This window comes from Neochlamydia sp. AcF84 (assembly GCF_011087585.1).
GTDB lineage: Bacteria > Chlamydiota > Chlamydiia > Chlamydiales > Parachlamydiaceae > Neochlamydia.
Genome location: NZ_VJOT01000043.1, coordinates 92,667 through 107,561 on the forward strand (window position 1 = coordinate 92,667; position 14,895 = coordinate 107,561).

The 14,895-nt window shown below is 36.3% G+C and carries 4 protein-coding genes; 2 read left to right on the plus strand and 2 right to left on the minus strand.

Translation table 11 applies throughout. The features are described from left to right. The first annotated feature begins 33 nt into the window (after positions 1-33). Positions 34-2,550, plus strand: coding sequence for a leucine--tRNA ligase (gene leuS / locus NEOC84_RS04550; RefSeq protein WP_166155810.1), 2,517 nt, complete (start codon positions 34-36; stop codon positions 2,548-2,550). Between the two features lie 652 nt (positions 2,551-3,202). On the opposite strand, the gene NEOC84_RS04555 is transcribed toward leuS, so the two are convergent. Beyond that, positions 3,203-5,965 (minus strand): hypothetical protein, encoded by a 2,763-nt coding sequence (locus NEOC84_RS04555; RefSeq protein WP_166155813.1) that lies wholly within the window; start codon positions 5,963-5,965, stop codon positions 3,203-3,205. Between the two features lie 745 nt (positions 5,966-6,710). Between NEOC84_RS04555 and NEOC84_RS04560 the strand changes: the two genes are divergently transcribed. Beyond that, the gene (locus NEOC84_RS04560; RefSeq protein ID WP_166155816.1) at positions 6,711-12,425 is read left to right on the plus strand and encodes a hypothetical protein; all 5,715 of its coding nucleotides are present in this window, start codon (positions 6,711-6,713) and stop codon (positions 12,423-12,425) included. Positions 12,426-13,626: 1,201 nt separating this feature from the next. On the opposite strand, the gene NEOC84_RS04570 is transcribed toward NEOC84_RS04560, so the two are convergent. Then, a partial coding sequence (locus NEOC84_RS04570) for a leucine-rich repeat domain-containing protein (protein WP_207391799.1) occupies positions 13,627-14,895 on the minus strand: 1,269 nt, incomplete at its 5' end.

Sequence of the window (14,895 nt, forward strand, 5' to 3'; positions counted from 1 at the left end):
TAAATTTATACGTATACTACTTTGGATAAAAGAATGAAATATGATCATAAAAAAATTGAAGCAAAATGGCAAAAATTTTGGTCTGATAATAAAACTTTTAAAGCAGAAATTGATCCCTCTAAGCCTAAGTATTATATTTTAGACATGTTTCCTTATCCTTCGGGAGCAGGTTTACATGTAGGACATCTTATAGGATACACAGCTACAGATATTTTGGCACGCTATAAAAGGCAAAAGGGCTATAATGTACTACACCCTATGGGGTGGGACAGTTTTGGATTGCCTGCAGAGCAATATGCTATACGTACTGGCACACATCCAGCCGAAACCACAAAATATAATGTGCTTAATTTTAAGCGCCAGCTTTCGCGTGTAGGTTATTCCTACGATTGGGATCGGGAAATTTCTACTAGCGATCCATCTTATTTTAAATGGACGCAATGGATTTTCACCCTTTTATATGAAAGAGGATTAGCTTACGAAGCAGAGATGATGGTGAACTATTGCCCTGCCTTAGGAACAGTGCTAGCAAATGAAGAGATTGAAAATGGCTTTAGTAAAGAAGGAGGTCATCCTGTTGAGCGCAGGCCCTTACGCCAATGGATACTAAAAATCACTGCCTATGCTGAACGCTTAATTAAAGACTTAGAATTAGTGGATTGGCCAGAAAGCTTAAAAAAATTACAAATTAATTGGATCGGAAAAAGTGAGGGGGCTTCTATACGCTTTCCGATAAAAAATAGCGATTGTTGCCTAGAAGTTTATACTACACGTCCTGAGACACTTTTTGGCGTAACTTATCTGGTTTTAGCTCCTGAGCATCCTTTGGTTTCAAAGATTACTTCAAAAACTCAGCAAGCTTGCACAGCAGAGTATCAAAAAACAGCAGCTTCTAAAACAGATTTGGAAAGAACAGATCTAAATAAGAATAAAAGTGGCGTTTTTACAGGTGCTTATGCCATTAACCCTGCCAATGGCAAAGACATTCCGGTATGGATTTCGGATTATGTTATCCCGGGGTATGGTACCGGCGCTATTATGTCTGTTCCTGCCCATGACGAGCGCGATTTTGAATTTGCTAAAAAATTTGATCTTCCACTGGTATATGTCTACAACGTTCATCCAGAAGATTCGATGGCCTATCAAGCTGTAACGGAGGAGAGCGTATGTATTCATAGTGAAAATGAGGAAATTTCCTTAAATGGCTTGAAGCAAGCTGAGGCCACAAAAAAGATCATGGAGTGGCTAGAAAGAAAAGGGATAGGTAAAAGTACGGTTACTTATAAATTGCGCGACTGGCTATTTTCGCGCCAAAGGTATTGGGGCGAACCTTTTCCTATTTTGCATTTTGAAGATGGGACAAAGCGTGTCCTGGAAATAGACGAGCTTCCTTTAACGTTGCCAGCCGTGTCTAACTATAAACCCTTAGGCGATGGCCAAAGCCCCTTAGGTAAAGTAGAAGACTGGATAAATATCCATGATAATAAAACAGGTAAAAAGGCTCGACGAGAGACAAATACAATGCCTAATTGGGCAGGATCTTGTTGGTATTATCTACGATTTTGTGATCCGCATAATGATCAACAAGCCTGGGGCCAAGAAGCAGAAAAATATTGGGGTCCTGTGGATATGTATGTAGGAGGAGTAGAGCATGCTGTCTTGCATCTTTTGTATGCTCGTTTTTGGCATAAAGTACTTTTCGATTGCGGATATGTCAGCTTTTGTGAGCCTTTTAAGGCTTTGCGCAATCAAGGTTTAATGGTAGCACGTTCCTATCAAAATAGTTTAGGAACTTATGTCGCACCTGAAGAGGTGATCGAAAGAGAAGGCCATTACTTTCATCGGCAATCAGGGGAAGAGCTTAAAAGCCAGATTGATAAGATGTCTAAATCTAAGCTTAATGGTGTCTCACCGGATGACGTGATTGAGGAATATGGTACCGATGCATTGCGATTATATGAAATGTTTTTAGGGCCCTTAGATAAAGAGAAGGTATGGAGTTCAGAAGCGGTGAGCGGTTGCCGACGTTTTCTTGTTCGTTTTTATGAAATGGCTACCTCAGATAAGCTAGCCTATGAAGATTCCGAAGAAGCTTTTAAATTAGGCCATCGCCTAGTGCATGGAGTAGAAAAGGATATTGAAGCTTTACAATTCAATACCGCTATTGCCAAAATGATGGAATTTATAAATGACTTTACAAAATTGCCTTTATATCCTCGCTCAGTCGTTAAGATGGCCACGCAAGCTTTAATGCCGTTTGCTCCTCATCTTGCAGAGGAAATTTGGGAGTTACTAGATTGTAAAGAAGCTCTATCTTTTGCCCCGTTTCCCCAAATTAATGAAAATTATTTAGTGGATTCGCATGTTACTTACATCGTTCAAATTAATGGTAAGCTTAGGGCTAGATTAACGCTACCTATTGATATATCCCAAGAAGCAATCCTTGAGGCCGCGGAAAAAAATCCTTTGGTTACTAAATATTTAGAAGGTCAAACTGTACAAAAGATTGTTTTTGTGCCTAATAAATTGTTAAACATTGTGATAGGTTGAAAATTTAAAGGCTTATTGGGTGTCTATCTAAATAGGTGAGTTTAAAAAAGTTAAGTTTTCTTGTATATAAAATAGCTATCTTTCATGGATAGGTAAATAGGGGAGGATTTAAAATTAAAGAGTTTCGACCATGGCCTAAGCCTTTAAGAGGGTAGGAGATGTGTAAGCATTCCGCCTATCTTATAGGCTAGGCTTATTTTTTTGATTTTAAAGGCAAAGCCTTAAATCTGTTAAGTTTTTATTAAAAGCATTGTTTCATTTTTTATTTGATATCTTTTATTTCAATTATTTTATTGGCCATATTATTATAATTTTATCGTTGTAATGCAGGTCCTATATTTTGCAGCAGCTCTTTAATCCCTGCTATATTTAATAACAGCGATCTTTTTAAGAAGCAAGCTAGCTTCCCATGAATGAAACCTTTTTTAGATGATATATTTATAATTTTTAAGAAAGTAATACGCTTTGAAAAAACCAAGTCTGCATACCTAATCCTTTAAAAATTGCCTCTTTATTTACTGAATGCAATTTTATAAAGCATGAGATTACATAAAAAGTAGCTTGAGAAGTAGTTTGAAAGTATATAATTAAATTTTTACAAATACCTTTTCTTCTCATTCTCAGTTTAGTTAAATCACTTTTAGGGGTTTAGCTAATCTTCCCTTTTCTCATGTGGCAGAGTTTCAATTTGCCATTCCTCTTTCTTGTAAATAAAAGGAAACTCAGCACTCTTAACACCTATTAGCTCTTTTGCATGGCGAAGTCTTTCTCTAACTCCTGGCTTATCGAATATTTCGAATGCTTGCATTAAGCCTAAAATATTTTTATGAAGCTGGCGTGGAGCTGTTACCAGGGTAGAAGCCTCAAAAATTGCCAGCACTTCTTTCCATAAAGGAGATTCTTTCTCTTCTTGATAAATCGGTTTTTCTTCTAGATCACACATGATTAATACCATTTTAAGCAAGAGGCTCACTACAATATCTGTTCGATCTGTCGCATCAGAAGAGAAGCAAGCAAAAGCATCGGCTTTCATAAAGGGTAGAAGGGCTAATATAAGGCGAGCATTAAACAATTTAATAAAAATATGTCGATGGCTTTGCATCAAGGGATCTACATCTTTAAAAAAAATTTCCTTTACTTCATACATACATTTAGTGGCCAATTCCTTGAATTCCAGGCTGATCTTCCACGCTTTGGGAAATACATAGTCAGCCCGATTACTTGATTCTTCTGCTATTCCTGGAGAAATAATTTTCTCCATCAGGGCAGCCATAAAGGCTTGCGTTGTTTTATAACGAGGAATGTGAGGGGCCGGATCCATGTATTCTTCCTTAGGATAGAATAGGGCCGAATGGTTTAAGGGGAAAATAGCCACAAAAGTTGATAGCCATTTTTCACGGTTAAGGCTTATCAATGCATCAGTTTTAGCTCTTTCTGATTCATGTTTATTAAAAGTTTTGCTTTGCAAATTGATTAATAATAAGCGGCGCGAACCTGCTGAAAAAGTATCAAATTCAGGGTTTAAGCCTGTTTTCGAAGTAGGTCTAGCAAAGCGATGAAAATTTACTATTTTTTCTGAGCCATCTTTTTGGCTAACTTTGAGGTTTAAAATCTTGTAGGGAATCTTACACTGCTGATGATGATCTTTATATTTCAGGGTTTTCCATCCTAACAAATCGAGCAATGGAAGCTTATAGTGGGGGGGTAAAGCTACTATAGCGGCGTGTTGGACTTCTATAGGTAACAATAAAAGATTGCTTTGCCTATAAACTATAAAGCGCGTCTCTTTTTTAATTAACTCTTCCAATCCTATAGGCATTATTTCTTTCAAGGCCTTTCTCATTAATGCCACGCCATTAATCTCTGTAAACATGTGATCACACAGCTGCTTTAGCACCAAGGCATAACCACTAGCTGATTCTTCACCTAGCGATTTGTATAATTCAAAATCATCTTTAGCGTCTTTCAATATCTCTCGCAATTTGGATAGGCAAGCTATATGAGATTCTTTCCTCATCTGATTATAGACAGGGGATTTACAAATCTTAGATCCAATATCGTTCGAAAGCGGCAGCCGCAAATCCGTTAAAAGTTTTATCAATTCTTCTACTTTTTCTTGGATAAGAGGGGAGTGATTAGGCCTATTAGAGAGCTTGTCATGGATGAAAGCTTCGTTATTTACTACCCATTCATGCATAGATTTTAAAAGAGTAAAAATCTTTTCGTCCCTCCAAATGACTTTTCCCTCGTCTTTTTCCTCTTTCCAATAGCTTGCTAAAAAATTAGGAATATGCCAAAAAGTAGATAGCCATGAGTCTGAAGGGGTCTTCCACGTTCTTAAAAATACTTCAATTAATTCTTGCTTTTGTCCTAGCGGTAATAAGCTTTCCTGAACTATTTTTTCGCATAACAAATCCCATTTGGCTTTTTCTAAAGTTCCTTGAGCATAGCAACTAGAAAGATCTTCAAGAGTAAAAAGTAGGGTCTCAAATTTTTCTTTTCTAAAGCATTTACCATTAGAATAAGCGTTATATTGCCACAGATAGCGTTGATACCTTATTTCGGCAACACTCATCTTCAATTGCTCGGAGATAAATTCCCATAGTTCTTTTTCATCCGAATATTTAAGAGGAACTTTACAGATTTCGCTACAAAATAAGTCCCATTCCTCATCCCTTAAACTTTTTTGCTTATATTTTAAGATTAGCTGTTGGCAAGTAAGGATAATCTTATCATAGAGCGTCTTATAAGTGTGAGTTTCTTCACTTTTTTGTTCTTCAATAGATAAAGAAGATAAGGTATTGACATAACTTTCAAGGGCTGCCATTTGAATGCGTAATTGGTATATTAGTGGGGGATCTCCTTCTCTGTTAGACCAGATATTAAAGATAAGCCTTAGCAGCTCTTTTTGATGTTCGTGGCTGCAATGAATTGTAGTGATCCGTTGATATAACCATTCGGTATTGAAGGGGTGTTCCTGCTCTTTAGGCGAAGAGTAGTAATGGGTAAAAAATTTTAACCTTTTGAAAGCTATTTTAAAGCTGTTTTCAGCACTATGCGGTTTAAACCTAAATTTCCATTCCAAATCTGAGAAATGTACTTCTAAACGCTCTTTTCTTAATTCCAACTCAGCGTGTAATGACAACTTTTCTTTAAACAATTCGTAAATTTTATTTTCATTTTTAACCGATAAATTTAAACGAATGATCTGTCCGCGGATGGCATCCCATGCTTCCACTACATCCAAATCCAAATTATTAAATCTCTCAATAATAGCAGCAAGCTCTTCCATTTTTCTTAAAAAAATCCGTTGATATTGAAGAGGAGTTTTATCAGCATCTTGTAAGTCTTCAAAGCTAATGTAAGAAGAGGCAAGGGCTCCTTCCTGTGCTGCTTTAAAATGGGTAGTTAACATATAGGATGGCCTTATAAATTAAATTTTATAGTAATTTTTCCTTATATAGATTCGCCCGACGCAAATAAAGAAAATATTACAGGCAATAGACTAGTTTTAAGATAACAAGATAGAAAAACAAGGACTTAAGAGTGATATTTTTATGCTTGATGCCTTAAAGGTCGATTTAGTAGTTTACAGATTTTTTTAATTTTTCTTCGATCAGTAAGGGTAGCGATTTTTAAGTTTTAATGAATATAGTTATAAATATTTTTTAATTGTTAATTTTTTCTATTGCTAAAAAGGAAATTATAGAAATAAGCTTTTGATATTTTGCAATTGGAAGAAAGGCTTTAATAGGAGGATGTACGCAAGTAAGCTGCCACAGAAAAATGCTAACCTGTAGAGGGAGGATTCTATAGGCCTGCAGCTAGCCAAACACGCTTGCACCCAACTCATTTTACTGTAATATTTTTGTTTGCATTACCTGTTTGGCAGTAATGATTTAAGTAGGGCAATGCTCCTGGTCACCTCCCCATTTAGAACGGTTCTATAAATTAAACGAATGTTCAGAAAAAAATTCTACGGATTTGTCAATCCTCACCCCCGCCCTAAAAATAAAAAAGTCTAAAAAATATTAAAAAATGCTTAGTTGGCATTTAATCGGGCATAAATTTATAAGAACTTAATCTACTGTTAATTTACTTTAAAGGTTAAATCTAATATACTACAATGGTAAAACTATAATTTAAATTTAAGTGAATTTATGCATCCTCTCCCTTCTATCAAGCCTGCTAAGCTAGCTGTACCTGCGCCAAGTTCTAATCCTCAAAAAGATCGCCTTCACCCTTCTTTTTCTCAGGGGATTGCTAGAGTATGGCGCCACACTACGCGCTTTTTAAGCTGTGGAAAATTATATAACGTTCCTTTAACTAAAAGAGATTTAAGGATAATTGAGAAATTTAAACACACTCAACTTTATAAATTTCCCCATAAGCTTGAAGTTGTTGCTTGTTCTAATAAAGAAGCTCCCTCACATTTTAATGAGTCATTGGAGGGTATGAGGGATTTTTCCCGCCAACTCGCTCAACTAGCGATGGAATGCATCCATGAACAGTACATCGCTTCCCCTGTAAAATGGGTAAATGAGAAATCGGAAGAAGTACCTCGTATTGTCAGCGATCTAGCCCAACAAGCTATTAAGATTGGCAGTCTTTCCGTAAAGCCTATTTTTGAATTAATTCAAAAATTTGAAGTTAATCAAAAGGCTATAGAGCAAATTGATAAATTGCTGGGCTGGGCAGTGCAGGATGTTCAACCTCTAGATTTTAAGGAGCGTAAAGAGTTTCATCTGGCCTTCGAGGCAGAATTGTTAAATAAGATGGATAGTAAAGTTGATTTTGTGCTTCCACCTGCTTCTGAAAGTTTACCTCAAAAAAATATTAAAGAACACTTAGAGGTTTGCAGTGCTAAAATTGTAGATTGGCTTTTTGAATCTAATCATACACAATCACTTCTTAGCTTGTTTAATGATGAGCCTTACAAGCCTTCAGAAGAGATGATTAATTATGTTTTCCAACAAGCTTTACATTTGCTAGTGGAAAAGAAAATTATTTTTTACAAAAATAAAGCCAATCACATTCTCCAAAACAGGCTCCCTCTCATTGTTGAAGCTTCCCTAAAAGAGAATGCTAGAAATATAACTGATTTGGTCTCTGGGCGCCTAGCTGAAATTTTAGACAATATGGGCGATGAGCAATTTACTGTGCTATTCGATAAGATAGTCGAGGTCATAAGCAATCACCTTACAAATGTGGCTGATAGCTATGAAGAAGCAGAAAAAGCTGCTAGCGAGCATGCAAAACTTGAAAAGTATGCTCAACGGGTTATTACATGCAAGCCTGAAACTCAAAAAGAGATTAGAGACTATAATCTTTGTAAAAAATATTTACAAAAACTTCACGAAATGGGGGGAGTACCTGCAATTGAGGAAGATGTTTTATTTAAAACCTTCCTCGCGCTTAATGGCAGCAAAGAATTTGTAATAGAAAATAATACGACAGAAGAAATTTCTAAGCTTTTTTTAAATACTCTTTTACCTGATGTTATCGAAAATGGTAAGCATGTCAAGGGCTTAGAAAACCTATTATCTACCATAAAACTTCCTGAAGAATTTACTGAGCTGTTCAATGAAGCTAAAGAGATAGCTCAAATGGTTTTAACTCCTGAACAATACACTGAATTGGTTGACTTAGGTAAAAACGCTAGTGATTTTAAAGAGCTAGCTTTGGATGGGTGCTCTGAATTAATCAAAATAGGCTTTAACGAAGCATTAGAGCTCCTTATTAAACAAACGTCGAATCCTGAAGAGCTTAATCTTGTAATGACAAGCAGCATATTACCGGCTACGGTAGACATGATGGTGCAATCTTTTGCAGATGATCTCATTTACCATAATCTTAATAAGCTTGCTCCTTATTTTTACAAGCTTCCCCATGCAGCAGCGGAGAAAAAACTTTTGCAGCTTTTGTTTCAATTGGCTAACGAAGAAGGAAAACTTTACGGATTTTCTAAAGAAAAAGAAGAGGCCTTTTTTAATATTGTTAAAATACGTCTAGATGAAATCGTCAAACTGATCCAAAAAGTAAAGAAAAGAGATCCTAAGAAAGATGGAATAAGATCAGTTGTTGCAATTATCAAAGCCTATTACAAAGAAGAAAATGCAAAAGGCAATAACCCTCATTTTGCCAATTTTATTGACGTAGGTTTGCGTGTAGGCCAATTTGGCAATTTTCTTCCGCGTTTGTTTAACCTAAAAACCATACGCAATATGTCCAGTAAGCTGATTACTAGCTCTTTGCATAATCTTCGTCAATCCTACAGGCCTGGTCTTAATCGCCTAATTCCTTTGATGGAAGATAAATATCTTGATCGAGAGGTTATGAAGAAATTGATCAAGCAATATCCTTCCTTGGAAGAGCTTGAATTAGATATACAGGCTATAGAAGAACGAATAAAGCAAGTAGAAGAAAAAGTTGGCTTTAATAGCAATGATGACAGATTGCTTAATCAGTTGCTAAGCATGAAAAAACTTTTACAACATAACTTGAAGTTAAAAGAGGAAATATTAGCAGAAGATAATAAGCATCAAAAAGAAGTAATCCAAGCTCAGAAAAATCTTTCTGTAGAAGTAGATAAAGTCGCAAGACTGGGTTACGACATGATGCTTTACAAAGCAAAGAAAAAAATGCCTCTAATTGGCAAATTTATTTTTCGTTACCTGGTAGGAAATACTGCTGATAAGATTGGACAAACAGCTCTCAGAGTCATTGCTAAGACTATTGGCCGCCAGTCATTTAATGAGCATTTGCTCAATAAAATTCTTTTAACCTCATTATCAGCTATCCATATGACCACGGCGCTCAACCGCGAAGTAAAGCCTTTATTGCATCCCAACAATCAGCTGAAAATTGATCATATCACTGTGCCTGTGACCGCACAATCTCGCCAAACTCCACCCCTAAAGATTGAAATTCCCCTGACAGGGGAAAGATTATCTACATGGGGAAAAATTCGCCGTTTTATAGTTGGAATATTTGCCCGTTTATTTAACTTATTTAGAACAAAGAAAATAAGCTTAAGCGGTAAACAAATTAAACTGATGGAATACATAAATAAGGACAAAGAAGCAACTCCTGCCCCCGCTCTAACTGTTCCCTCTACGCCTTCGGTAGAAGCAGTCAGTGCCATCCAAGAGATAAAAATAGTGGAGAATGAACCAGAGACGGGACAACTAAACTACAACTTCTTTTTTAAGGAAGACATTCATGATTTAAATCCTTCTTTACAAAAAGTAGGCAAGTTTGTTGATGATTTCATGTCACGAATTAGCCAAGAAATCTTTCAGGAGAAAATACGACCCCTTACCCATACCGTAGAAAGGAATGCTCAAAATCTTCCGCAGAGCATCCCTCAAGTATTAGATTGGATAACCAAAATCATTTCTCCGTGGGTCAATACTATTCTTAAAAAAGTTATAAAGCACGGTTATAAGTTTGAGCTTGATACCTCCACCAAAAGCTTTTTTAATATTTTACTTAAAGAGCTAAAAGATAAAGATGGGGCCCTCAAAGAAGGCGTGTTCGATAAGATGGAAGCTTATGTGCGAAAAATGAATCTCGTAACAACGAATGATGATTTACAGCTTTATTTGGAGCCCATTCGCCAATGGGCAAGCCAAAAGTATAACCATTCGGAAGAAATTCATTCTTTAGCAGAATATACCGGTCCTCGTGATGTAAAATATGATATTATGGTTTCTAAATTTTATGTTGCGGCCGTTCAGTGGCTTATTAGATATAAATTGGAAAGTCACATAGATGAATTTCAATACTTTTTAGAAAATAAGCTCTCTGGTATGGTAGAGCGCCATTTAACTAATAATATGCAGCGCTTATCTTCGCTGCTTTTTAATCGTATAGCTACTTTAATTAATCTTATTACTGACGAAGACTATAAAAACCTTTTTGATAATTCAGCGCAAATGATTAATAACCAGTTAGTTAATTTAATTAAAGCAGAAAAAATTGTTGGCGCCAGCTTATCCCTAGTTAAAGGAAAAGAAAATGAAGCTGTTTGGCGCAAGCATATAGCGAGAGAGCTAATAGCTAAGGATACGACGGGAGAGCCTCGATACAATCTACCTGCTTTAGCACGCGTTTTAATTGATATTCCTTCTCATATAAAAAAAGAAGATATAGAAGGGTATAAGGCTGTAGAAGAAAATAAATTTTTCTTACCCCTTGTTGAAAAGCTTCTTAATTATGCTTTACCAACAGGCCATCAAGAACTTGTGGAAGGGAAGGTTATAGTACTAGATGCTTTTGAAGAGCTACTAGACAACATCATTATCGAGCCTGAAATTCAAAATATGGGGAAAGAGCTTCACCAATTTCTTAAATCTTTGCTTCCACCAAAATTTGCTAGCAAAATTGATACCATAAACACCACGGTTGTTAAGATTAGCAAAAAATTTATTCTTAATGTAGTTAGACAAAATGCCACCAAAGTCTTAGCTCAGCAATTGAAAGGAATTTTTACAATTTTATCCGAAGAAAAAAAACGGATGGAGTTCCTGGCAGAAACTTTTTCTCTTATTCATAAAGAAATAATAAGATCTTTTGTTTCTTATACTATGACTATCAATGAACAACACTCCACCTACTTTTTCGCCATGATGCTTGAGAGTCATTTGCAGCCCCGGCTTAAAGGAAGGCTTGTTGAGGAATTATGGGAGTCTTGTTCAAGTAGACTTAAATGTTCGTGGAAGGCGCTTAAAATTAGCGAGGTGGATTTTCTAGAAAACCATCTACCTAATATTTTAATTGATTTTACCCTAGCATTTTTAGCAAAGTATCATATTGGAGACATTTCTCACTCCCAACTAAGGCTCTTAATTGAGGATCCAACTAGCGGAGCAGCTGTAAAAAGGATTGCTGAGATCCTGCTGCAGAAAATCTACGAAAAACATCCTGAAATGGAATTAGACCCTGCAAGCCATGAATACTTTCTCATTTATCTTAATCCCCTATTAGAAAAAATAGTTACAGAACTTAGAGAAAAGCAAAAAGTGCTGCGTAAAATCTCTCCTGATGCGACCTTGGAAGCTGTGGATATTGATACTACTTTAAACAACTTCTTCATAGGAGCCAACGATAAACAAACGGTTTACGTAGACATGATTGCTAATATTATCAAAATGGGTAAGCTAGGAGGCGATCCCACCGCATCTAAGATTACGTTCCTAGAGACGTTTATACAGCACATTACACAGACTTCTCGAGTTAGAAATGCGTTAACAGCTGTTTTAGTACCAGCCATGCATCCTGTTCGAGCTTCTATTTTAGGAATTACTGATTTAATGGCTCAAGCTCTTAATAAAAATTATCTAAATGATCAATTTATAAAAAATTTATTAAATCCTGAAACTTTGAATACCTTAAAGGTTAAAAAACAACAATTAAAGCGTCAGATTGAAGATAAAAGAAATCTACTGAAGGCGGCAGAGGATAATCATAAAGCTGAGCAGCACAACAAAAAAATTATAAGACTGAAAGAGGAATTAGAAGAAATTCGGCGAGCGGTAAAGTTTAAAAAAATGGGCACCTCCGCAGAAAAAATAAAAGAGAATGAAGCTAAGATGGAAGGAAAATTTCAGCAGGGTTTATCACTGACTGCCACCATCTTGTACGATTTAATTAATTTCTTTGTTAATGAAAATCAAAGCTTTTGGGCTAATCAATTGGGTAAATGGGGTTTGTGGATGGCAAGCGTGGATGAAATTCATCTCCAAGAAGTATTAAGAACTTTTTACGATAAATTTTTTCATAATGATGATTTAAATGAGGGATTATTTTTAGAAATTATGCAAATGCTTCTAAAACGGATAGAAGAAAAAAGCGCCCTTGCGCTAGAAAGGTAATTCCTACTAAAGGAAAAATAAACCTGTATCCCTTGGATGAGAAAGTAATAAGATTCTATTCCAATAATCTTGCTCATGAAAATACTAGAGAAAGAAATAGAAAAAAAGCTTTAGAGGGTAAAATTTTTTCATTTAGGGCAATTAATTTTGATCATTTTTATTTTTAATAGAAGTAAGAATAAGCTAGACTGTATTCGTACAAGCTTTAGAAGCTTTCCTTCTTTTTTTAACTTTTTCATCCCTTTAAATTAGCCCTCAGTTGTTTGATTTTTGTATTTGCATCTACTACCTACTCCACCTGCTAAAAACGTCGAAAAGAAATTTTTGGTAAGTTAACACGAGTTATCGAATAAGGAAATAGTTGGAAAAAAGGCCTTCACAGGTTTTAAAAGTATTTTGCACTTAAAAAACTTAAAGCTAGAAGGTCGAAATGTTTGAAAAAGATGTCCATTGATTAATCTCCATTTTTTGCGATAAGGATGATTTTTGTAAGCAATCAGAGGTTAATGGCACACAATATGGTTTGAAAGCTATTTAAGAATCGCTAGTGGGAAAAACAATAAAAGAAATAGAGGGCCAAAATTATCATTAAGCGAGGCGATGAGTAGTGTTATCGTTTCATAAAAGTGGCTATAGAACATTTAAAGATTACCATAGGCGATAAGTCATTCCGTCGCTGAAAAAATATCTTCCTCTTGTTCTTTCCTATCATAAGTTTATCACTTTAAAGAAGACATGCTTGTTTTCTCTTTTTATTTATTCACAAGCTTGTTTAAAGGAGTGTACAGGCATTTAATTTATCACTTCTACTCTATTGGCAGTATGTCATACCCGTCGTATCCACTCCCTTCCTAGTTTTTAAAAAAAATAGCAAAAAGGAAAAAAAATTCTATAGGGCACTTCTATGGATTTAAATTACACTTAGCTATTAATGATAGAGGGGAAATGTTTGGTTTATATGTTAACACCATGAAATGTGGAGACCCAAGTCCCTGTGTCTGATCTGTCGGCAGACATTTTTGGCAAAATGTTTGCCGACAAGGGAGAGATATCCCACCAATTGGATAGCTGCCCGATTTCTGCTGTCAGACTGGTGAACTGGTTTTGATTTAAGTTTGGATGGCTTGTTTAAAGATAAGATGGCTAAAAATTTTTTATTTCATTTTAGCCCTCCCCAAATTAAAAAGTACTTACAACCATTCTACAATGGAAAACGCTGCCTTATTTTTTCTGCAATATCTTTCAAAGGATTTTCCGCTAATTCAAGTTTGGTAAGCTGAGACAGCTGCCCGATTTCTGCTGGCAGACTGGTGAGCTGGTTTTGATTTAAGTCAAGGCATTCCAGCTCAGACAACTGCCCAATTTCTCCAGGCAGGCTGGTAAGCTGGTTTTGAGTTAAATCAAGCCATTGCAGCTGAGACAGCTGCCCGATTTCTGCAGGCAGACTGGTGAGCTGGTTTTGAGTTAAATCAAGCCATTGCAGCTGAGACAGCCGCCCGATTTCTCCAGGAAGGCTGGTGAGCTGGTTTTGAGTTAAGTAAAGCGCTTGTAATCGAGACAGCTGCCCGATTTCTCCAGGAAGGTTGGTGAGCTGATTTTGATTTAAGTAAAGCCAGTGCAGCTGAGATAGCCGCCCGATTTCTGCAGGAAAGCTGGTGAGTTGGTTTTGATTTAATTGAAGCCCTTTCAGCTGAGACAGCTGCCCTATTTCTGCAGGAAGGTTGGTGAGCTGGTTTTGATTTAAGTAAAGCCAGTGCAGCTGAGATAGCTGCCCTATTTCTGCAGGAAAGCTGGAGAGCTGGTTTTGATTTAAGGCCAGCGTTTGCAGCTGAGACAGCTGCCCAATTTCTGCAGGCAGACTGGTGAGCTGGTTTTGAGTTAAGTAAAGCGCTTGTAATCGAGACAGCTGCCCGATTTCTGTAGGCAGACTAGTGAGCTGGTTATGATCTAACATAAGCCATTGCAGATTAGGCAATTGGCCTATCTCCGGGGGTAAATAAGTCAAGCCTACTCTAGATAAATCTAAAGCTGTGGTATTTTTACAATTTTCTTCAATCCAACCTCTAAAAAGCTCCCCTTGTTTTTCTAAAGGTAAATACTTGATTTTTTCTTGACTTAAATATTCTTCCCCACCAGGAAGTTTTTTCCAAAGTAAAAGGCGATTAATATTTACAAGATAAGATGAGTAGTTAGCTAAAGTAAAATAATTTTTTTCAGTCTTTCCTTTAAATTCTAGAGGAGAAAGAGAACTAGCTAAAGTAAAGATTTGCCTAAAGATTGCATTTACCTTTGCTGTTTCAGAAAGCCTAATTTCTAGCTTATAAATCCTACCTAAGATAAAAGCCTGCTTGTTAATATCCTCTTGGGAAACATGTACTTTACCTATTTGTTTATAAAGAGAAGGCATCACTTCAGAAGCCAGCAGATGATGCCATCTTTTACAGACGCTAAATAAGGAAGGAGCTGCGCA